We start from the raw sequence: 20,827 nt of genomic DNA, 5'->3' as shown, positions 1-20,827 counted from the left end.
CGCCGCGGCTTTGCGGTAAAACCGAAATAAGAAATCTGCGATCCTTTCAAGAGCCTCCTCTGATTTTCTAAGCTGCTTTGACCTCGCGCCCGCCCGCAAGGCGTTGCATCTCTTCCTGAGCGGTCGCGGTTAGACGCTGTAACCTCTGCCGCTCGTCATCGGGCAGGTTGTCCTTCGCAAGCAGTTTCTGACAGTGCAAGAGAACGCGGCGTTCGCTTTCGATGAGAAAGGCGCGCACCGTCTCCGGGAGCGTCCGCTCGCCTTGGCTGGCGGGCGGCCAGGTTGCGGGCTTCCGCATTTTCGGCCTCAACCGGCTTCAGCTGACGCGGCGCAGGTCCGGCTCGTAAGCCGAGGGAAGGCGGAATACGCCCGGTTGGGTGCTGTCCGGAAGCAGCAAGGTATCCACCTTGAACACCGGTGCGCTCGGCTTCCAATCCATCCAGCGCATCGAATCCAGATAGCGGATAGGCGGCAACGGCATCACATAGCCGGTTCGATCGAGTGTTTCTTTGGAGGTGCTGTCGATCGCGAAGGCCCCGGTCGGCAACAGCATGGCCAATGCGAAAGAGCCAGCAACAATCCGCCGGTGTCGGCGCATGGCCTCCATATCAGCGGAGACGAATTTGTGTTTCCTAGTCATCTCATCCTCCTGTCGGTACGAAGCTGATCCACCCGATCGTCAGAAAGCTGAGGGCGAACATGAGCCAATGCAGTACGGTCGCCCCGCTCTCGTGCGATCGAGATTGCATGCGTCTGCTCATCTTTGATCTCCTGGTTTGTCTTTCCTTTCTCCTTATCGAGAGTGAGCCCGGCCGTCGTCTTGGACGGGCCCGGCCTGATCAGGGTCCATCGGCAGCGCCGCCGTCACGGGCTCAGACTTTCGGCCTCTCGGCGAACAGGGTCCGTAACCGGTCCCCGGCGGCAAACGACTTGGGAGTCGAAAAAATGGCCTTCAAGGGGGCCCGCAAAATTTTTGCGACATCCAGGCGGCGCGTCAATTCGTCTTGAACAATCGTTTCTCTGGACAGTTAAGGGATCGAAGGCGCCGCACAAGTTCAGGCCAATGCCGATCGCCGATTTCGCCGTAACAACGTTCACGACACTCTTTGTGGCCATCGGGCCCATCGACACCGCGCTGGTGTTCGGCGGCTTGACGGGTGGCCTACACCGCCCGGAACGGGTCCGGTTGGCGCTTCGGGCTGTCGTTATTGCCGGCGGCGTCTTGTTCGGCTTTGCGCTGTTCGGCGTTCAATTACTAGGCGCGCTGCACGTGTCGTTGGAAGCCTTTCGCTTTGCAGGCGGGGTGCTGCTGCTGCTTCAAGCCATCCAGCTCATCTTTGGGCACCCTGCCGGACTTTCTACTCTCACTGCCGGAGAGCGTAGGGAAGCGCTGGAACCCGGTGACATTGCGATTTTTCCGCTCGCCTTCCCGCTGATCGCAGGTCCCGCCGGCCTCACTGCCGTTGTCTTGCTCATGGGGCAGGCGACAGGCGATCTCGTTAGGTCGGTCGTCGTCCTCGCGTCAATGCTCATCTGCCTCGTTCCGACCTATGCGGGGATGATCTTTACGGACCTGCTGCATCGGCTTCTAAAAACTACTGGATCGAATGTGATCGACCGTCTAGCGGGCGTCATACTTGCTGCACTCGCTTCGCAGTTTATCTTCGACGGAATTCGGGACGCGAGAATCCTGAGTGCGAATTGAAGTCGCAAGAATAGTATGGACGATTATCGAGACATAGTTGCCGCCGGGTTTGCAATTCTCTGTGCAGCTCTGATGCTGGTGGCTTGGCTCCTGTTGATGGGTGACAGGCCTGATCATGGCAACGCAGATTTGCGCATCGAGCCCGCGGTCACAGCACCGCAGTCGATTTCAAGCATCGAACTGGTTTCGCGGCTGTAGTTGGCTGTGGTAGCCGGTGGGGACAAAACTCTTCTGATCCAAAGGCCCACGTTGTCGGGGATGGCACTGCCCTTACCGCCGTGGCCGTTCCTGGCGGTCCGGTACTTCCGGGCCTTCGTATCAGCTTCGAGGCGACCACCAAGCTGGTTTTAAGACAGGTTGAGCCTAGGCGGACCTTCCTTCGGCGCACCTCCTGCGAGCGACCATCATCGATGCGGCCCACAAAGGCCCGCTTTTGAAGGGAGAGAGGACGTCATTTCCGGTTGGACTGCAACGACCGCCAATGGCCCATTGCGATATATTTCGCTGCCGCTCAAACTTGGTCGCGAGAGGGGCAAAGCGGACATTGCGTTCGTCGCATCACGCCGCTCCTAGGCTAGTACGCGCTGCCGCTTGGTTCACCGCGGCGCGGTCCCACCGCTCCTCAGGAGCGAGTTCCATAACGGCCCGATGCAACTCTGCCGGAATCGTCAGCGGACTTTCCGGTGGCTTTGTCGACCCATTGCCAAAAGCGATCGAATGCATCCATCACAAATCCTCCCGCAGGCCTCGGAAGAACGGGTGCCTCACCTTTCCCTCGGCTGACTTCGCGCGATACTCGATTTCGGCCAGAAGTTTGGGTTCAACCCAGATGCCCTTGTGGCCGATGCGCTTGGCATAGGGCTGGGTTCTTCGGATCAGGGGTTTAAGCCGCTTCTGCAGATCGGCTGCCGAGACTTTGTCGAAGCCGTGATCGACTTTGCCGGCGTAGACCAGATCGTCGCCCTTGCGCCGGCCGACATAGAGCCCGTCCCACTTCGTGCCATCGAGTGCGAAACCGGCAATGGTCAGTGTCTCCCGCCGCACGCAGGTCTTCTTGACCCAGTCGTTCGTGCGTCCCTTGGGATAAGTACTGTCCCGCACCTTCGAGACGACGCCTTCGAGGCCGAGCTTGCAGGCGTGCGCGAACATCTCACGGCCCTCTATCTCGAAACTTTCGCTGAACTGGATATCGGTGCCGCTTAGGATCTTCTTGAGTTCGGCCTTGCGCTGAAAGAGCGGTAGCTTCCGGATGTCGCGGCCGTTCAGATAGAGCAGGTCGAACGCAACAAGCACGATGCTCTTCGACTTGCCCTTGAGTTCGTTCTGCAGGACCGAGAAATCGGTCGTGCCGTCGGCGGCCGGTACCACGATCTCGCCGTCCACCACGGCCGAGTTCGCCCTGATCCGCCAGGCGTCATGGGCGACCTTCTTGAAACGATGCGTCCAATCGTGGCCGCGGCGGGTGAAAATCGTCGCCGCCTCGTTGGCCAGATGGACCTGAACACGGTAGCCGTCGAATTTGATTTCATGAATCCAACGGTCCCCTGACGGCACCTTGTCGATCGAGGATGCCAGGGCGGGCTCGACGAAGCCGGGCAGGGGCGCCTTGAGGCCGATCGCCTCGGGCTTTTTACGCTGAAACGCCACTGAAGAACTCCACGCTACAGCCGATTCAAATTGGCACAGTTCAAATCGTTCCGGAACCTGCGAATCCCTGTCGCGTTGCTTCGATGTCACAACAGGAGGCACCGATGGCGGTAGCGAAGAAGACGAAGACGGCGCGTGGCCGAAAACAGGACCGGGCGCAGGTGGCCGGCGGGCAAAACTATGAAGTGCAGTACGAGGCAAAGAAGACCAGAAAGTCGGCACCGGCGGTGAAAAAGGCCGTCAAAAAGGTTGGCAATGTGCGCAAGCGCGTGGAGAAAAAGCTGGGCCGCTGAACTAGGAGGGCCGGGCTGGGGTTGAGGCTCGGCACCAGCCCTTCTAGTCTGCAGGGCATTCCGGGCAGGTATCTCCGATCGAGTTCAGCACGTCGCGAACCTCGGCTGCCGCTGCATCCGGGGAGACGTTTGCTGGCGGGTCTCCACGGGCGATATCAAAGGCCCGCTCCCGTGCATGCGGATCGGCGCGATCCTGCATCCAACCGTGTTCTTCGCACTCGCGGATGGCCCCCGCTTCCTGGAGCACCTGGATCGCCCATCCGCGAAGCGTCCGTATCGTTGGTCTCGGTTCACGCGTCATCAGCATTGAGATAGCTCCTGATACGACGAATCCTTGTGTCCGTTATTCGTTCCCCCGTTAGCACAGGGCTGGAATTCGCAATAACGAGAGAGCAATGTCTGGCGTGCAATGCGACCGCGACTGCCCGCTTCTCGTTAGGGGCGCGTGCGGCTTCGCCGCACCGGGCTCTCGTGAACCGAGCCGCTTTGCGTCTCGGCCATCCGGCTTCGATCCCTCGCGCAGAGACTGCGGAGCTCCTCGCCGGGGGCACTCGGGAAAGGGGCTCGCCTTCGGCGATCGCTATCACTGCCCCGTTCCCGGGTGCCGCTGTTAACCGGTCTCGTTGCTGCACTCGGACCCGCGTGCCCCTTCGGGTCGCTATGCTCACGCTCTCCGGGTGCCATTTCAGTCGGGCGATGCGCGTTCGCGCACGCCTGATCAGGGCCTGCGGCCCCAAGCAGGTAAGGCCATATCGCATGAAGAAATGAGACGGAAGGCGGCTCGCCTCGCAGATTCCTCGTCCTCACCGTCGTGCGTGCGGCGAGGGCCAACGGCCTCGTTAGTCACACGGCGACGTTTCCGCGCGGACAGAGCCCGAGAGTAAGAGTGCCGGCCGGGTTTTGCCGTGACGGGTTACAGGCTGCGAGAGAGGCTCGCGGCGCCCGTCGCGGAGATCCGCGATGTCCAGACACTATCCTCGGGCGCGTGCCGGTGAGGACCGAGCGAGCCTTTATGACGATATCATAAACAAGATCATCGGCGAACTTGAGGCGGGCCGAGTGCCATGGGTGCAGCCTTGGGGCACCGCGGCGAAGGCGTGCTTGGCCATGCCGAAAAGCGCCGCGACCGGTCGTCAATACAGCGGCATCAATATTCTGATCCTCTGGGGCGCCGCCACCGAACACGCATTCACAGGTCAGAGTTGGCTTACCTTCCGGCAGGCTCTGTCGCTCGGTGGTCACGTTCGCAAGGGCGAGCGCGGAACGACCGTGGTCTATGCCGATCGTTTTGTATCGGTCGACGAAAAGCGGCGCGCGAGCGAAACGGGCGACGAAGCGCAGGCCATCCCATTCTTGAAGCGTTTCACGGTCTTTAATACGGATCAATGCGAGGACCTGCCTTCGGAGATCACGACGACGGCGCCGCCTCCGCCGCCAGGTCTGATCGAGCCCCGGGTCGAAAAGCTCATTAAGGCGACCGGCATCAACTTCCGCATCGGCGGCAACCGCGCATTCTATGCGCCGGCAGAAGACTATGTGAAGGTGCCTCCGCCACAAGCCTATTTCGAGCCTATCAATTGGCACCGAACCGCCTTGCATGAGCTGGCGCATGCCAGCGGTCATCCATCACGTCTCAATCGCGACTTGTCAGGTGGTTACGGTACCAAGAAGTATGCTTTTGAAGAGTTGATCGCGGAGATATCGGCTGCGTTTAGTTGCGCGTCGCTCGGTATCCTACCGACGGTGCGACATGCCGACTATATCGGCTCCTGGCTCGAGGTGCTGCGCGAGGACAATCGCGCGATCGTGCGAGCTGCCTCACAAGCCAGCAAGGTTGCGGATTATCTGCTTGGCTTTCTGCCGGAGTCCGTTGTTGACGTAACGTTCGAGAGAGCGGAGCAGGAAGCAGCGTGAAGATCTCACCAGTCGCTTCGGAAACGAGAGTGAGAGGGGAGATGCGGTTTTCGCGACGGGTTGGAGGCCGAGAGAGAGGCTCCCGGCCGCCCGTCGTGGAGAATCGACATGACGAAGGCCGTCCAAAAGATCACGCTTTCGCCCTCACGCGACATTCCGTTCAACAAGCTGGTGCTCAGCCAGTCGAATGTGCGGCGCGTGAAAGCGGGCGTTTCGATCGAGCACCTCGCCGAAAGTATCGCGCAGCGTACGCTCCTGCAAAGTCTCAACGTCCGGGCGGTCGTGGACGCGGAAGGTAATGAAACCGGCATGTTTGAGGTGCCGGCGGGCGGCCGGCGCTATCGCGCGCTGGAACTTCTCGTCAAGCAGAAGCGCATGGCAAAGACGCAAGCCGTTCCGTGCGTGGTGCGCGAGGGGGGCATTGCCGAAGACGATTCGCTTGCCGAAAATGATGAGCGGGTAGGTCTTCATCCGCTCGATCAGTTCCGAGCCTTCCAAACTCTTAGTGGCTCTGGCATGTCCGAGGAGGATATCGCGGCTCGGCACTTCGTGACGCCGGCCGTTGTGAAGCAACGCCTCCGGCTGGCGTCCGTGTCGCCAAAGCTGCACGACGTCTATGCCGAAGACGGCATGACCCTCGAGCAGCTCATGGCGTTTTCAGTCACCGCGGATCAGATGCGGCAGGAACAGGTCTGGGAGAATGTCAGCCGCTCGGGCTACGATGAACCCTATCAGATCCGACGGATGCTGACCGAAAATACCGTGAGGGCTTCCGATCGCCGCGTGCAGTTCATTGGGCTCGATGTTTACCAGCAGGCAGGTGGCGGCGTTCTCCGCGACCTGTTCGAACACGATGATGGCGGCTGGCTTCAGGACGTTGCTCTGCTCGACCGTCTTGTCACGGAGAAGCTCAAAGCCGAGGCGGAAGCCATTGGTGCGGAAGGATGGAAATGGATCTCAGTCGCAGTTGACTTCTCCTACGGCCACACGACACGCCTGCGCGAGCTGGAAGGCCAACCTGTCGATCTCACGCCCGAGGAGCAGGCTACCATCGACGCTCTCAACGCCGAGCAGGCCAAGCTCGAAGCCGAATGTCAGGATGCGGATGAGCTGCCCGAAGAGGTCGACCAGCGTCTTGGCGCGATCGAGGCTGCGCTGCTGGCGCTTGAAGACCGGCCGGAAACTTACGATCCGGCCGAGATTGCCCGAGCCGGCGTCTTCGTCAGCATCGATTCCGAAGGACGGCTGTGCATCGATCGAGGCTATGTCCGGCCCGAGGATGAGGTGCCTGCGCGCGAATTCAAAGTCGAGCGGGGCACCGATGCGCCGCCGACTGAAGGGCAGGAAGCTGCTGGTTCCGCGACGCGCACAGCGATCTCGGTCGCCGGCGCACCGACCGAACCGGAGGAGGATGATGAAGACCCGGCAAGGCCATTGCCGGATCGCCTCATCATCGAACTGACGGCGCACCGTACGCTGGCATTGCGGGATGCGCTGGCCGAAAATCCTGCGATCGCGTTCCAGGCGGTGCTGCACAACTTCGTGCTGACGGCCTTTTACCGGTTTGCTTCGTCCGGGAGCTGCCTTGAGATCGGGCTGCGCACGCCAACCTTTCCCGCTCAAGCTCCGGGGCTGAGGGAAAGTGTCTCGACTAGGGCTGTCGAGGTGCGGCATGAGGCCTGGAAGGCACGGTTGCCGAAGAGCGAGAACGATCTCTGGGGTGCGCTGACGGCTCTCGATGGTGGTGCACAGGCATCGCTGTTCGCCCACTGTGCGTCCTTTGCGGTCAACGCCGTCTATGAGCCGGCCAATCGTTACAATCAGGGTCGCGTCTCAGCCCACGGCGTCCGCACGCGTCTCGACCAGGCCAACGTGCTAGCGCGCGCCGCCGGACTCGACATGGTGCAGGCTGGCTGGAGACCAACCGTCGATAACTATCTCGGCCGAGTCACGAAGCCTCGCATTCTCGAGGCGGTGAGGGAAGCCAAAGGCGAGTCGTCGGCGCAACTGATCGACCATCTGAAGAAGGCGGACATGGCCAAGGAAGCCGAGCGTCTCCTGGATGGATCGGGCTGGTTGCCCGAGCCGCTGCGTCTCGTTGACCCCGTTTTGTCGCCATCGGAACAGGAGGGTGAAGCGGGCCCACTGCCAGAATTCCTCGCTGATGAGGAGGATCCGGAGAACGCCAGCGACGAGGATCCGCAACAGCTCGACGCGGCTGAGTGACAGCATAAGGGGTGGCTCCGGCTGTCCTACGCTTGCTCGGGGACCGGTGCACAGCGCCGGTGCCCATTCTGATGGCCGAGGCTGAGAGCGAGAGTGTGGCCGGGAAGGGTTTGAATCGCCGCGGTCTTGAGGAGAGCGCCGGGCGGTTCGACCCGTTCCTGCTCTCCGAAAGAAATCCCATGACCGAATCTCTCGCCGGCGGCGTTGCCGCGGCGCCGCTCTCGATGCGTGCCGCTGCAACTATCACCTCCGCTGCGGTCAGGGCTGCGCGACAGCTCTTGACCGATCTCGAACGCGGCCGGCGCATCGATGCCGTGGTCCTGCGTGGCGCCATGGAGGCTGCCTTCGGCGCCTCGGACGGGGCCGGTGCCTGGAATTGGAAGACCGCCTATGACACCTGCGAGGCGGCCACCGTTCTATTCCTTCGCAAGTTCGGTCCGGCCATCCGGACCAAGGCCGGCTCAACGGCCGCGATGCTGCCGATGCTTGCGAAAATCGCGAGCTGTCTGCCGACCCATACGCGGCGTTCCGAGGACAGCCAGGCGCTTCAACAATTCTCGACGCCGATCCCGCTGGGACTGGTCGCATGTACCGCAGCCGCCATTACACCCGCCGACCGCATCCTGGAGCCGTCCGCGGGGACAGGCTTGCTCGCCATCTTCGCCGAGCTCGCCGGCGGCGGCCTGATATTGAACGAGCTGGCCGAACCCCGTGCGGCATTGCTCCATCATCTGTTCGCCGGCGTTGAGGTCACCCGGTTCGACGCCACCCAGATCGATGATCACCTCAAAGCTGGTTTCGTACCTAGCGTCGTCTTGATGAACCCGCCGTTCTCGGCGCTGGCGAATGTCGATCGACGAATGGCGGACGCGGCGCTTCGGCACATTGCTTCGGCCTTGGCGCGCCTTTGCGACGGTGGGCGTCTGGTCGCCATCACCGGTGCAAGCTTCGCGCCGGACAGTCCGGCATGGCGAGATGCCTTCGTACGCTTTCAGGAACGCGGGCGTGTTGTTTTCTCTGCCGCGGTCGACGGTGCCGCTTACGCGAAACACGGAACTCAAACCGACACAAGGCTGCTTGTGATCGACAAGCAGCCCGCGGCGGACCCGAACGTCTTGCCGGCCTCGCTCGGCATGGCGGGCGATGTCGCTACCTTGCTCGGCTGGGTGGCCCAGCATGCGCCTCCGAGGTTGCCTGTTGCCGCCCCTGTCGTGATCGACGTCGGCAGACACCCCGAGAAGTCTCGATCCCTCGGCACTTCCGCGCCACGCCTATTCTCTACTTCGGGCATCGCCGCGCCAGAAAGCGTAGAGCTCGCATACGAAATAGTCGAATGGTCGCCGCCGGAAGGTGCCCGGCTTACCGATGCGCTTTATGAGGAATACGGATTGCAATCGGTCCGCATTGCGGACGCGCAGGCGCATCCGACCAAGCTCGTGCAGTCGGCTGCAATGGCATCCGTCGCGCCGCCAAGACCTTCCTATCGGCCGCATCTGCCAGCCGGTCTCGTGGCGAATGGCAGCCTGTCGGACGCCCAGCTTGAGAGCGTCATCTACGCTGGCGAAGCGCATTCCGAACTTCTTGCGGGCTCCTGGACGGTTGATGCGACGTTTGACGTCGTGGCGGCCGCGCGCGAGGACGCAGAGAACGCCGTCCGGTTTCGCCGCGGCTGGTTCTTGGGAGATGGCACCGGCGCGGGCAAGGGGCGGCAGGTCGCCGGCATCCTGCTCGACAATTGGTTGAATGGCCGCCGCCGTGCGGTCTGGATCAGCAAATCCGACAAGCTGATCGAGGACGCGCAGCGCGACTGGTCGTCGCTCGGCATGGAGCGACTGCTTGTGACGCCGCTTTCGCGTTTCGGGCAGGGCACGCCGATCCGGCTTTCGGAAGGCGTCCTATTTACCACCTACGCTACGCTGCGCACCGATGAGCGCGGTGAAAAGCTTTCGCGGGTTCGGCAGATCGTCGAATGGTTAGGCTCCGACTTCGACGGAGTGATCGTCTTTGACGAGAGCCACGCCATGCAGAATGCGGTGGGGGGCAAGGGCGAACGTGGCGACCAGGCGGCCTCTCAGCAGGGGCGTGCGGGGCTGAGGCTGCAGCACGCTTTGCCGAACGCGCGTGTGGTGTATGTGTCGGCAACCGGCGCCACCACGGTGCACAATCTGGCTTATGTACAGCGACTGGGATTGTGGGGCGGGGATGATTTCCCGTTCGCCACCAGGGCAGAATTCGTCGAGGCGATCGAGGAGGGCGGGGTCGCGGCGATGGAGGTGTTGGCGCGCGATCTCAAGGCCCTCGGTCTCTACGCGGCTCGATCGCTCTCTTACGAGGGCGTCGAGTATGAGCTCATCGAGCATCAACTTTCGCCGGAGCAGGTTCGCATCTACGACGCCTACGCCGATGCGTTCGCCATCATTCACAACAACCTCGACGCGGCGATGCGGGCCGCCAACATCACCGGCGAGACCGGAACGTTGAACGGGCAGGCCAAATCGGCGGCACGATCGGCCTTTGAAAGCGCCAAGCAGCGCTTCTTCGGCCATCTCCTGACTTCGATGAAGACACCGTCGCTGATCCGCTCGATCGAGCGCGATCTCGACGCCGGCCACGCCGCCGTCATCCAGATCGTCTCGACAGGCGAGGCCCTGATGGAGCGCCGGCTGGCCGATATCCCGACCGAGGAGTGGGGCGACGTCCGCGTCGACATCACTCCGCGTGAGTACGTGCTCGACTATCTCGCCCATTCCTTCCCGGTCCAGCTCTACGAGCCCTTCACCGACTCGGACGGCAACCTCTGCTCCCGGCCTGTCTATCGTGACGGCCAACCGGTCGAGAGCCGGGAGGCGGTCGCCCGCCGCGACCGTCTGATCGAGAAGCTTGCCTCGCTCCCTCCGGTCCCTGGGGCTCTGGATCAAGTCGTCCAGCGCTTCGGCACCGACTTGGTCGCCGAAGTGACCGGCCGCTCGCGCCGCATCGTTCGCAAGGGCGGCCGGCTGGTGGTCGAAAACCGGGCCGGCTCGGCCAACCTCGCGGAAAGCTCGGCCTTTATGGATGACGCCAAGCGTATCCTGGTGTTCTCCGACGCCGGCGGCACCGGTAGGAGCTACCATGCTGAACTGTCCGCGCGAAATCGCCGCTTGCGCGTCCATTACCTGCTCGAGCCCGGCTGGAAGGCCGACGCCGCGATCCAAGGGCTCGGCCGGACCAACCGGACCAACCAGGCCCAGCCGCCGCTGTTTCGTCCCATCGCGACCGATGTGAAGGCTGAAAAGCGCTTTCTCAGCACGATTGCCCGCCGGCTCGACACGTTGGGAGCCATTACGCGTGGCCAGCGCCAGACCGGAGGGCAGGGCCTGTTCCGCCCCGAGGACAACCTCGAAAGCCGGTATGGCCGGGACGCATTGCGTCAGCTCTACATGCTGCTCGCGCGAGGCAAGGTCGACGGCTGCTCGCTCGAGAAGTTCGAGGATTCGACCGGTCTGAAGCTGACCGATACCAACGGGCTCAGGGACGAACTGCCGCCGATCACGACTTTCCTGAACAGGCTGCTGGCGCTCACCATCGACCTACAGAACATTCTGTTCACCGCGTTCGAGCAGCTATTGACTGCTCGGATCGAGGGCGCGGTCGCATCCGGCACCTATGACGTCGGACTGGAAACGCTACGTGCGGAAAGCTTTGTCGTCACCGACCGGCGGACGATTTATTCACATCCCGGCACAGGCGCCGAAACCCGGCTGCTTACGATTACCCAGCGCCTGCGCAATCATCCTGTGGGCCTGGATGACGCTCTCGCTCGCCTTTCCGATCGTCAAGCCGTCCTGCTGATCAATGAGCGCTCGGGACGTTCCGCCGTGCAGGAGCCAGCCCCGAGTTTCATGCTCGACGACGGCGAGATCGAGCGGCGCGTTCGCCTGATCCGGCCGATGGAGCAACAAAGCGTCTTCCTCAACATGATGGCGGAAAGCCATTGGGTCGATGCGGATCGCGAACGCTTTACCGTCGCCTGGCTGGCGGAGCTCGCCGATGTACCCGAGTTCACGGAGAGTACGATCCATGTTGTAGCGGGCTTGCTCTTGCCCATCTGGAAGCGGCTGCCGAACGAATCGACCCGGGTCTATCGTCTCCAGACTGACGCGGGCGAACGCATCATCGGGCGCAAGGTCTCCGCTGCCTGGGTCGCCAACATCCTTGCGGCTGACGCGCCCGCGCTGACGCCGGAGGCTGCCTTTGCCGCGCTGATGGAGGGGCGGACCGTCCTCGATCTTGCCGAGGATCTCCAGCTTCGCCGTGTCCGGGTGATGGGCGCATACCGGATCGAACTGTCCGGATTCAACGACACGATGCGCGATCGCCTGCGAACTTACGGCCTTTTTGGGGAGATCATCTCCTGGAAATTGCGCATGTTCGTACCCACGGATGTGAGCGGCGTCGAGGTCCTGTCGAACGTGCTCGAGTCTTATCCGGTCGCGCGCATCAGTGCGCGGGAGGCCGCCTGATGCCCCGCGAGCCTTGCGAACTGGCACGCCGCCTCGCGCGCGAGGCCGAGGCGGTGTGCCGACACTATCTCTCCAATGGCAAGCGGGAGGGCCGATACTGGCTGGTCGGCGACGTCCACAATACCCCGGGCCGCTCGATGTTCGTGCGGCTCCAGGAATCACGGAAGGGTCCCGCCGGCAAGTGGACCGATGCTGCAACGGGCGAGCATGGCGATCTCCTCGACGTCATTCGCGAAAGCCTTGGTTTGCGCGACTTCCGCGAGGTGGCAAAGGAGGCGACGCGCTTTCTGGGACTGCCTCGTACCGAGCCGGAATTGGTCTCGAAGCCCGATCGCCCGGCGGTGCCAGCCGGTTCGCAAGCGGCAGCCCGCAGGCTCTTTGCGATATCCAGCCCGATCCAGGGGACCCTTGTTGAGAGATATCTGCAGCGTCGCGGGATAGCCTACGTGCACCATGGTGGCAGCCTGCGCTTTCATCCACGCTGCTACTATCGGCCGGACGAGCACCTGCCGACCGAGACCTGGCCAGCGATGATCGCTTGCGTCACGGATCTCGATGGCAGGATCACCGGCGTGCATCGGACCTGGCTCGATCCCGGCGGCTTTGATCGGATTCGGCTCGGCAAGGCTCCGATCGATACGCCACGACGGGCGATGGGCGATCTTCTCGGCAACGCCGTTCGCTTCGGCGTGGTGGACGATGTGCTCGCTGCCGGCGAGGGTATCGAGACCATGCTGTCGCTACGCTACGTGCTGCCGACTATGCCAACGGCGGCTGCGCTTTCAGCCAATCACCTCTCAGCGATGCTGCTCCCATCTGGCCTGCGTCGTCTCTACATCGCCCGCGATGCCGATACCGCCGGGGACACGGTGTACGCCGTTCTGGCCCAGCGCGCAGCAGACGCCGGCATCGAAGCGATCGCGCTGTCGCCCCGGCTGGGCGACTTCAACGAAGATCTTCACGTTTTCGGTCTCGAGGTCCTCCGAGCAGCCTTACGCATTCAGCTCGTACCGGAGGATGTCGCCCGCTTCCTGCATGCGTCAACGGTGGCCGCGGAATAAGCCGCTGTCGTTCGATCGATCGTGAAAGGTCGGTCATAGGTGAGGCCTCTTCCGGAAGAGGACGCGACCACGGCCTTCTAGAGGGCGATCGGACGGCAAGCGGGCCGGGCCGGCAATGGCTGCGGCCGGCTATTTTCCGCCGCGCGCAGGCGATGAGAAGACACGATAGCGATCTGACCAGCGCGCTTTGCATCGCGAAACAAAATAGCCGGCCTTCGCCATCCTCCGCTGTCGCTTCGGCCCTCCGCTCCGCTCCGGGTTCTGGCCCGCTCCGCCCGCCGTCTGAGTGATCGCCACGAAGGCCGCGATGGGCGCGGCCGACCCGAAAAAGGCCATCCTCCCATGACCGATCATGACGACATCGAACCGCCGCACGCCTCATCTCCAACCGACCACGTCCTCACCGAATTGAAGCTCTTCGGCTACCGTCCCTTCGACGACGAGCCAGACCCAAGACCGCTTCCCGAGGGCAAGATAATCGCCGGCGCGGTTGCCGATATCTTCGACGCCTTGGTTGCGACCTTGAGCGACACGCGGCTTGTGCCGGATCTCAACGAGCTCCTTTGGTCGACCGTCAATCTGTTTCACCGTGCCGTCGACCGCATCGAACGCCAGCTCGACGACAATGAACAGGCGCAGCAGAAGAGCCAGCGCGAGCAGAACGGCTCTGAGGTGCGATCGGTCGAACTCGAGCGCCTGACGGCCGAGGGCATCACACTCATCGAGCGCCGCAACTGCTTGGAACTCTTCCGCGACCAGGCCATCGAACGCTTTGAGACACACACCGGCTCGTTCTGGCGCCCCCGATCGGGATCACTGGTGAATCATCGTACGCTGACCGCAGCGATGATCGACTCCCGCGACTTCATCGCCGCCAAACGTCGCTCCGAGACCGAGATCATGTTGCCGCCAGGACCGAAGGTCGCACTCACCGGTGGGCTCGACTTCAATGACCACCATCTCATTTGGGATCGACTCGATAAGGTCCATGCCAAGCATTCCGATATGGTCCTGCTCCATGGCGGCTCGCCTAAAGGCGCCGAACTGATCGCCTCCAAATGGGCGGCCAGCCGCAAGGTGCCACAGATCGCCTTCAAGCCGGATTGGACCAAGCACGCCAAGGCGGCACCGTTCAAGCGTAACGATGCCATGCTCGAACTCCTGCCAATCGGCGTCATGCACTTCCCTGGCACTGGAATCCAGGACAACCTCGCCGACAAGGCGAAGCGCCTCGGGATCCCCGTTTGGAAATTCGGCGGCGCGTGAGCGCCGTCTTGCTCAACTAAGACCGTCAAGATGGAGTTGCACGTCGCAACTCCGCCTCGTTTTGATAGTATCTCCAAAGTCGCGCCGCGGTGGTGGTGGAAGGCGCGACCGTTACATCTATGCACTTGGAGCCACCACCATGCTTGCCCTTGGGCTTCTCCTCAACACCGTCGGTATCGGCTTGTTCTGCTGGCTGATCTTTGCGCTGGCGGTCTATGCCCTGCCGTTCTTCGTCGCAGTGAGTATCGGGATGATAGCGTTTCAGAGTGGCACCGGTATCGTTGGCGGGCTGCTCGTCGGGATGGCCTCTGGCGCGCTGACGCTCGCGATCGGTCAGGTTTCCGTCGCTGTTAGTCGATGCTGGACCTTGCGCATCGCGATCGCGACGGCATTCGCTGTTCCCGCGGCAACTGCTGGCTATCATGTGGCGTTCGTCCTGTCGCAGGTCGGGGTGCCATCGCTGGCTTGGCGTGAGGCCTTCGCTTGCCTGGGCGCGGTTTGCATCGGCGGTACGGCCTGGACGCGCTTGACCGTTTTCGCGGAGACCCGTCCGTTGGAATCGGCGGACAATATGCCTCGATCAGTTCTCATGACGGCCACGCGCGAGGGATGATCCTTCGCCGCCTTCCTCGTCAAACAGGTTCGCCCGAAGCGGCGCGTTGAGGAGGCGCCGAGCTTGAGCGAGAGGTAATCGCGGCCTTCGTCGGCGTGCTTCGACCAAGCGGCGTCCATTTCAGTCCGGCCCACTTAGCTGCGGGGTACGACGAGCCCCTCTTGGTCGGACTTTTCAGGGACGATACCGCCCTTTGCGGCAAATTGTTTCTCTTACTGCGCCAAACCGTTTGCACCTCTTGTGCAACTCAACCGAGATTTGCCAAGTCTTCTCCCGAGATTGCGGTTCAGCACGCGGACGCACGTGGCCTCTTTGATGGCTTGATCTGGCCAAAGACCGGCTTCGCCTCGATCGTCTGAGCCGCAACGCCGTTGACGCGACTTTCTTCCCCTGGGCTTGCGCCCATTCCTCGCGAGGCAAGAAAGTCTCTACGACAGCGTCCTCCGCTGCGCTTCGGCCCGCGAGCGGGTGCGTCGCCGATCGTCCTCGGCCCGTCCATCGCCATCGAGGCCGCGGTGGTCGCGGGCTCGAAACACAAACAGGAGAAGTGACATGGCTAACATCGGTTCCTTCAAGAAGGTTGGCAACGATTTCCAGGGCGAGATCGTCACCCTGAGCTTGCAGGCCAAGGGCGTTCGTATCGTCGCAGAGACCAACCGCTCCAACGACAACGCTCCCAGCCACCGCATCTACGTCGGCCGGGCCGAGATTGGCGCCGCCTGGTCGAAGCGCTCCCAAGAGGGCCGCGATTACCTCTCGCTCAAGCTCGACGATCCTTCATTCAACGCACCGATCTACGCGAACCTGTTCGACGACGAAGGCGGTGAAGGGTACACGCTCCTCTGGTCGCGGCCGCGGAAGAACGGGGAGTGAGTCGAGCCGAGTACCCGCGCCCCGCTCATCCAGCGGGGCGCTTCGCGGCTAGCTTGGGGCGGCTTAGGATCTGCTAAGCCGCGCCGCCCTCTTGAGCAGGTCTCCCGGTTCGATCCCCAATGCTTCAGCAATTTGTCCGAGCACGGTGACGCTTGCTGATACATCGCCGCGCTCGATGGCGCCGACATAACGGGCGCTTAGGCCTGCGCGCTCGGCCAACTCCTCTTGCGTCATTTCTAGATCGTGGCGCTTTCGACGCAGGTTCACAGCCATGATCTCTTTGAGATCCATGGCGGTATGGGAACCCGAACCGGAATGATCGTTCTAGGAACGATCGTTCCTATTCGTCTCCGGGGATGCTATCATCTGCGGCAACGCAATGAGGTTTAGTCGATTGGTCGCCGATATAGCGAACGAGCCTTGAAAGAAAATCCAGGATTACGGACGGGGCTCTGGATTGCGACAGAACCGTGGCATAGCCACTCTTGGCGTTCTAATGTGGGTACGATGCAGAAACCGCCCCTCGATCCTGATGTCGCCGACGCAGCTCCGAATGATCCGGTGCTGACGAGCTACGATGAACAGCATCTGGTGACGTATTGGCGTCTTCTCGATGCCGAGGCCGACGGCGCCGGGTGGAAGGAAGTTGCTCGGATCGTGTTGCATATCGACCCGGATCGCGAACCGTCGCGCGCTCGCAATGCATTTGATAGTCACTTGGCGCGTGCAAAGTGGATGGCAGACCACGGCTATCGCGATTTGCTTCGCGGCGGAGCGATCAAATAGCAAGAATCTGCCACCAGTAATCTGCAATCGAGAACAGATTTCTCCCGCTAACGCGTGATCGCCCGCGTGCATCGCGCAATGCACAATTGCTGACTTCCCCAACAACTCCAGGATTCATAGAGATAGGCCGTAATCGTTTTACGGCAGGGGCAGAGCAGTGTCTGACATCGACTGGCGCTCACCGGAGACATATCAGAATGCCATCAAATCTGGGGAGATGGCAGATTTCGCTTGGGAGTCACTCCGACGGAGTACGAATTATCGAATGGCTTACCGGAATGCTCGACCGAAAGGGGGGCAGGTGACCTCCGAATTCCGAAGGAGATGGGGCGTCTGCTTTCGCTCATGACCCGCAGGGGTCCTTCTACGAACAAACGATCTTCTGGGCACCCGAGGCCTTGCCCACGGTACTGCCGATCGTCCGGAACGTGTCTGCCTCGCCAAGTGTTGGCGCGATGCTACCCATTGCCGAGCTCGCATCGGGCAGCATCAAACAGGCATCGGACGGCTGGTATGCCGTGTTGCGCATTCGTGGGGCGCAACATCATCTGTGGCTGAAAGAGGCGCCGCAGCCGGGTGTCTCTTATGCAGCCGAACTGGCGCTCGATCCTGATTTTGAGATCCGGGCGCATGCCTCACATCGGCTGTGGCGCGCCATCAATGGTCGTCCGGCAGGACCTCCCTTCCATCAGCTTTCGGCGCAGCGGCGCGAACGACTGGGCTTGGCGCTACGAGCGCTCGATGGTCACATAGATGGCGCCTCCTATCGCGTGATCGCCGAGGTGCTGTTCGGCCGAAAACGCATCCCCGAACGCGCCTGGAAGACGCACGAATTGCGCAGCCGCACCATCCGCTTGGTGCAGGCTGGCTTAGCCTTGGTGCGTGGCGGCTATCGCGCCTTGCTTCGTCCACCATCCCGCAAGGAATAGGGCAGGGGTGCCGAAAATCGTCCCCGCATCTTCGGCATCCCCCTAGGCCGTTCTACTCCGCCATCGTGACCGTCGACGCACGACCAAACGCGGTTGCGCTCGAAACGATCACGGAGCCACGCCAATGCCCGATCCGAACGCCGGCTTGCCGCAGCGATATCTGCGGACGCCAGAAGCTGCTCGATTTCTCAGTCTGTCCGGCCGGACCCTGGAAAAGCACCGAACCTACGGCACGGGTCCCGCCTATCGGAAGCTCGGCGGACGCGTCGTCTATGCGCTGGAGGACCTGAAAGCCTGGGCTGACCGCGGCGCCAAGACTTCGACCTCCGATCCCGGCGCAGGCACCGTGCTGCCGGCTAAGCGGCATGCGCCCATACCGTATGCCGGCCGGCCGCGTCGCTGAATTCGCTAGGTATTATCTCGATGTACCGCAGACACATCTCTGACCGGGAGCAGCTGGGTCTTTTTCGCGCGCTTCCTGGCGATCTCGCGCCGCGCGATGCGCAGGATTTGATGGCCTATCCGTTCTTCTCGCTCGCCAAATCGAGGCGAGTCGTCCCCATTGATTTCCGGGCCGGCAAAGTTGCCATTCGCGTCGAAGCCGTGCCCGAGCATGGCATGGCTACCATCTGGGACGCTGACGTCTTGATCTGGGCAGCGTCGCAGATTGTCCAGGCCCGGGACGGTGGATTGAAGACCTCTCGACTGATGGCTGCAACGCCGTATGAGATTCTGACCTTCGTCGGTCGCGGCACCAGCGTTCGAGACTACGACCGTCTCAAGGCCGCACTCGACCGGCTGCAATCGACCACTGTGATGACGTCTATCCGTCAACCGACAGATCGGCGACGGCATCGATTCTCCTGGATCAATGAATGGAAAGAGACAGCCGACGTGCACGGCCGGCCCCGTGGATTGGAGCTGATCCTGCCGGACTGGTTCTATGCCGGCGTGCTTGATGACGCGCTCGTTCTCACCATCGACCGGGCGTATTTCGACCTGACGGGCGGGCTGGAACGCTGGCTTTATCGCATTGTTCGCAAGCACGGCGGCAGACAGAAGGATGGCTGGAGCTTCGACTTTATTCATCTCCATGCAAAATCCGGCAGCCTCTCGCCGCTCAAACATTTTGCTTACGACCTGCGCGAGATTGTCCGTCGTCAAACGTTGCCGGGCTACCAACTCGTCATTGAGCGCGGCTTGCGCGGCGACGAGCGTCTGGCCTTTGCGCCGATTGCTGCCGATCCCATCGCGGCGCGTCTGCGCAAGCGCGCTCTGAATGTTCGCTCGGGGGAAAACCTGTGAATCAGTTCGTGCTATTGGGCACTACAACCGACGTGCCAACAGGGACCCGATCCTCGTGTTATCGGGGACCAAAATCGGGTGAAACGTTTTGGCTCTCAACGAGTTGCGGCCGCCGTAACTTTACTAACCTGGAATCCTTCGGATTCTTTCTAACGGGAGCGCGCGTTTTTCAGCCTGTTGGAAAGCGGGTGTTCGTGAACTCACGCCAAAGGGCGCGAACCGGCCATCGCATCAGCAATGACGGTTCGCGACCCCCGAATTGGACGGCTGGTGAGTTAGGCGCCGATCGTGCTTCGCAGTGGTTTAGCACTCCAAAGGGATTGCTGCAGTCGGCAGAACAGGGCGCGAGGCGCACCCTGTCTATGCTTCGATTCGGCAGAGCAAGATCATCATCGATCGCGTCCGGCCTGCGCGACCATTGGAAGATCGCGTGCTTTGGACGCGGAACATGTGTGGCCGTCGGACATGGCGACTTGTCCGCGATCGAAGTCCTCCATAACGGCGGAGGAGCTGCATGAGCGACCTCACACATGTCGAACTGCTGTGGCTTGAGAAGCGGATCGAGAACTGGATTCGGTTCGGCCGAGTAGCAGCCGAACAGATCCTGGATCGACGTCGCCGTGTCGTCTCATTTGCACCTGGGAGCATCTTCGCTTTCGTGCGCTGGACATCCAGTGACTACGGAACCGTTGTTTCGAAGATTGATATCTTGCGAGCCGCTGCGCCAGGCCAGCGTTGTGCGACCGTGCCCTATGTACGCCCCGGCGGCGACATCTTGCTGCGGCTCTCCGGCTGGCCGAAAGTCGAGCGGGTCCTGCAATTGATCGACGCCGTGGAGGCGCTCGGAATCAATGCTGCCGACGCAGCAACTGACTACTGGCAGCATGTGCACAACCGCCTGTCCGTCGGAGAAGCACCGAGGCTCTACACGCGGTCGCGGCATCAGGTCTGGCTTCAACGGCGGAAGATTGCGCCATGAAGCACCGGATGACGACGCTTCTTACTATGCTCGGATCGGTCGCCCTGCTGGTATCCGTGATCGATTCGAGGTCCGCTCCGCTGTACGTCTGGAACGTCTCAGAGAGTGCCCCGCTTGGGCTCTATCGCCTGCACCCCCCCGGCACTTTGTTTGTCTCCGAACTTGTCGCGGTCTTGCCGCCGGAGCCGCTTGCTGCGTTCCTTGCTGAACGCGGCTATCTGCCGCGCGGCCTGCCGATGCTGAAGCGCGTCCTGGCACTCCCCAAACAAACGGTTTGCAGAAGCGGCCGCACCATTACGGTCGATGGAATTGAATTCGGCGAGGCGCGCGATCGCGACAGTCGTGGCCGTCCGCTCCCGATCTGGCAGGGCTGCCGTGTGGTCGCGCGAGATGACGTCTTCCTCATGAATTGGCACTTTTCGGATTCGCTGGACAGCCGCTACTTCGGGCCTTTCCCGGCCTCTGCAATCATTGCCCGCGCGCTGCCGATCTGGACGAATGGAGAGAACTAACCGTGTGAGTCGTCAGCTTCCAGGTTCGCGGGCGCCCCATGACGGACATTCGGTTTGCATTCGAAACGCTGCAACACGGTCGCTAAGACTTTCGGGTTTGCTACGGAAGGACCCTCGCTCACGAGGCAAGAGGAGTGCGATAATAACGTGCTGATGGCATACGGGCGATGCCTTCGGCCCGCGCTCTACTCGTCGCTTCGCTCCTCACCGAGCCAC

At 61.9% G+C, this 20,827-nt stretch carries 22 protein-coding genes and 1 pseudogene; 17 read left to right on the top strand and 6 right to left on the bottom strand.

Going from position 1 to position 20,827, the window contains the following annotated elements; genetic code table 11:
* Positions 1 to 67: 67 nt before the first annotated feature.
* Both CQ12_RS22725 and CQ12_RS22720 read right to left on the bottom strand, forming a co-directional pair.
* Positions 68 to 298: a hypothetical protein gene (locus CQ12_RS22725; protein ID WP_057837533.1), complete on the bottom strand. Its 231-nt coding sequence runs from the start codon at positions 296 to 298 to the stop codon at positions 68 to 70.
* 18 nt (positions 299 to 316) lie between these two features.
* A complete protein-coding gene (locus tag CQ12_RS22720; RefSeq protein WP_057837532.1) occupies positions 317 to 640 on the bottom strand; it encodes a hypothetical protein in 324 nt (107 codons plus the stop codon).
* Positions 641 to 1,063: 423 nt separating this feature from the next.
* On the opposite strand from CQ12_RS22720, the gene CQ12_RS22715 reads away from it, so the two are divergent.
* Positions 1,064 to 1,705, top strand: coding sequence for a MarC family protein (locus tag CQ12_RS22715; RefSeq protein ID WP_057837531.1), 642 nt, complete (start codon positions 1,064 to 1,066; stop codon positions 1,703 to 1,705).
* Positions 1,706 to 1,720: 15 nt separating this feature from the next.
* Positions 1,721 to 1,903, top strand: coding sequence for a hypothetical protein (locus CQ12_RS44065; RefSeq protein WP_157088406.1), 183 nt, complete (start codon positions 1,721 to 1,723; stop codon positions 1,901 to 1,903).
* Between the two features lie 528 nt (positions 1,904 to 2,431).
* On the opposite strand, the gene ligD is transcribed toward CQ12_RS44065, so the two are convergent.
* Positions 2,432 to 3,352: a non-homologous end-joining DNA ligase gene (gene ligD, locus CQ12_RS22710; protein WP_057837530.1), complete on the bottom strand. Its 921-nt coding sequence runs from the start codon at positions 3,350 to 3,352 to the stop codon at positions 2,432 to 2,434.
* Positions 3,353 to 3,456: 104 nt separating this feature from the next.
* Here ligD and CQ12_RS22705 point away from each other — a divergent pair, with 104 nt between their 5' ends.
* Positions 3,457 to 3,645 (top strand): DUF3606 domain-containing protein, encoded by a 189-nt coding sequence (locus CQ12_RS22705; protein WP_057837529.1) that lies wholly within the window; start codon positions 3,457 to 3,459, stop codon positions 3,643 to 3,645.
* Between the two features lie 43 nt (positions 3,646 to 3,688).
* Here CQ12_RS22705 and CQ12_RS42585 read toward each other — a convergent pair whose 3' ends face one another.
* Positions 3,689 to 3,952 (bottom strand): hypothetical protein, encoded by a 264-nt coding sequence (locus tag CQ12_RS42585; protein ID WP_083519431.1) that lies wholly within the window; start codon positions 3,950 to 3,952, stop codon positions 3,689 to 3,691.
* A 653-nt stretch (positions 3,953 to 4,605) separates the two neighbouring features.
* Here CQ12_RS42585 and CQ12_RS22700 point away from each other — a divergent pair.
* The 6 genes from CQ12_RS22700 to CQ12_RS22670 all read left to right on the top strand — a co-directional run bounded on the left by CQ12_RS22700 (position 4,606) and on the right by CQ12_RS22670 (position 15,227).
* Positions 4,606 to 5,559, top strand: a complete 954-nt coding sequence (locus CQ12_RS22700; RefSeq protein ID WP_057837528.1) for an ArdC family protein — start codon at positions 4,606 to 4,608, stop codon at positions 5,557 to 5,559.
* Between the two features lie 108 nt (positions 5,560 to 5,667).
* Positions 5,668 to 7,785 (top strand): ParB/RepB/Spo0J family partition protein, encoded by a 2,118-nt coding sequence (locus tag CQ12_RS22695; RefSeq protein ID WP_057837527.1) that lies wholly within the window; start codon positions 5,668 to 5,670, stop codon positions 7,783 to 7,785.
* A gap of 179 nt (positions 7,786 to 7,964) precedes the next feature.
* Positions 7,965 to 12,287 (top strand): bifunctional class I SAM-dependent methyltransferase/DEAD/DEAH box helicase, encoded by a 4,323-nt coding sequence (locus CQ12_RS22690; protein WP_057837549.1) that lies wholly within the window; start codon positions 7,965 to 7,967, stop codon positions 12,285 to 12,287.
* Positions 12,287 to 13,348 (top strand): DUF7146 domain-containing protein, encoded by a 1,062-nt coding sequence (locus CQ12_RS22685; RefSeq protein ID WP_057837526.1) that lies wholly within the window; start codon positions 12,287 to 12,289, stop codon positions 13,346 to 13,348. The genes CQ12_RS22690 and CQ12_RS22685 overlap by 1 nt, the downstream gene beginning before the upstream one ends.
* A 342-nt stretch (positions 13,349 to 13,690) precedes the next feature.
* The gene (locus CQ12_RS22675; RefSeq protein WP_057837524.1) at positions 13,691 to 14,614 is read left to right on the top strand and encodes a DUF2493 domain-containing protein; all 924 of its coding nucleotides are present in this window, start codon (positions 13,691 to 13,693) and stop codon (positions 14,612 to 14,614) included.
* Positions 14,615 to 14,753: 139 nt separating this feature from the next.
* Positions 14,754 to 15,227, top strand: coding sequence for a hypothetical protein (locus CQ12_RS22670; RefSeq protein WP_057837523.1), 474 nt, complete (start codon positions 14,754 to 14,756; stop codon positions 15,225 to 15,227).
* Here the strand turns inward: CQ12_RS22670 and CQ12_RS46560 are convergent.
* Positions 15,195 to 15,361, bottom strand: a pseudogene (locus tag CQ12_RS46560) (DUF736 family protein); the annotation flags it as partial. The gene CQ12_RS22670 and the pseudogene CQ12_RS46560 sit on opposite strands and share 33 nt — an antisense overlap.
* A 418-nt stretch (positions 15,362 to 15,779) precedes the next feature.
* On the opposite strand from CQ12_RS46560, the gene CQ12_RS22665 reads away from it, so the two are divergent.
* Entirely contained in the window at positions 15,780 to 16,100 is a 321-nt protein-coding gene (locus CQ12_RS22665) for a DUF736 domain-containing protein (RefSeq protein ID WP_057837522.1), read from the top strand.
* A 63-nt stretch (positions 16,101 to 16,163) separates the two neighbouring features.
* Here CQ12_RS22665 and CQ12_RS22660 read toward each other — a convergent pair whose 3' ends face one another.
* Positions 16,164 to 16,391 (bottom strand): helix-turn-helix domain-containing protein, encoded by a 228-nt coding sequence (locus CQ12_RS22660; RefSeq protein ID WP_057837521.1) that lies wholly within the window; start codon positions 16,389 to 16,391, stop codon positions 16,164 to 16,166.
* A gap of 216 nt (positions 16,392 to 16,607) precedes the next feature.
* On the opposite strand from CQ12_RS22660, the gene CQ12_RS22655 reads away from it, so the two are divergent.
* The 7 genes from CQ12_RS22655 (at position 16,608) to CQ12_RS22630 (ending at position 20,611) form a co-directional block, all read left to right on the top strand.
* Positions 16,608 to 16,886, top strand: coding sequence for a DNA -binding domain-containing protein (locus tag CQ12_RS22655; RefSeq protein WP_057837520.1), 279 nt, complete (start codon positions 16,608 to 16,610; stop codon positions 16,884 to 16,886).
* A 217-nt stretch (positions 16,887 to 17,103) separates the two neighbouring features.
* Positions 17,104 to 17,235: a transcriptional regulator domain-containing protein gene (locus CQ12_RS46555; RefSeq protein ID WP_245310088.1), complete on the top strand. Its 132-nt coding sequence runs from the start codon at positions 17,104 to 17,106 to the stop codon at positions 17,233 to 17,235.
* A 106-nt stretch (positions 17,236 to 17,341) separates the two neighbouring features.
* Positions 17,342 to 17,815, top strand: coding sequence for a DUF2285 domain-containing protein (locus CQ12_RS22650; RefSeq protein WP_245310085.1), 474 nt, complete (start codon positions 17,342 to 17,344; stop codon positions 17,813 to 17,815).
* 124 nt (positions 17,816 to 17,939) lie between these two features.
* Positions 17,940 to 18,218, top strand: coding sequence for a helix-turn-helix transcriptional regulator (locus tag CQ12_RS22645; protein WP_057837518.1), 279 nt, complete (start codon positions 17,940 to 17,942; stop codon positions 18,216 to 18,218).
* Positions 18,219 to 18,238: 20 nt separating this feature from the next.
* Positions 18,239 to 19,120 (top strand): replication initiator protein A, encoded by an 882-nt coding sequence (locus CQ12_RS22640; RefSeq protein WP_057837517.1) that lies wholly within the window; start codon positions 18,239 to 18,241, stop codon positions 19,118 to 19,120.
* Positions 19,121 to 19,634: 514 nt separating this feature from the next.
* Positions 19,635 to 20,099 carry a DUF2840 domain-containing protein gene (locus CQ12_RS22635; RefSeq protein ID WP_057837516.1) on the top strand — a complete coding sequence of 155 codons (465 nt, stop codon included), beginning with the start codon at positions 19,635 to 19,637 and terminating at the stop codon, positions 20,097 to 20,099.
* Positions 20,096 to 20,611, top strand: coding sequence for a S26 family signal peptidase (locus CQ12_RS22630; protein ID WP_057837515.1), 516 nt, complete (start codon positions 20,096 to 20,098; stop codon positions 20,609 to 20,611). The genes CQ12_RS22635 and CQ12_RS22630 overlap by 4 nt, the downstream gene beginning before the upstream one ends.
* The last annotated feature ends 216 nt before the right edge of the window (positions 20,612 to 20,827 follow it).

Source organism: Bradyrhizobium jicamae, assembly GCF_001440395.1.
Classification (GTDB): Bacteria; Pseudomonadota; Alphaproteobacteria; order Rhizobiales; family Xanthobacteraceae; genus Bradyrhizobium; species Bradyrhizobium jicamae.
The sequence above is the reverse complement of the archived record's forward strand: the minus strand, read 5'-3'. Positions and strand labels throughout refer to the sequence as shown.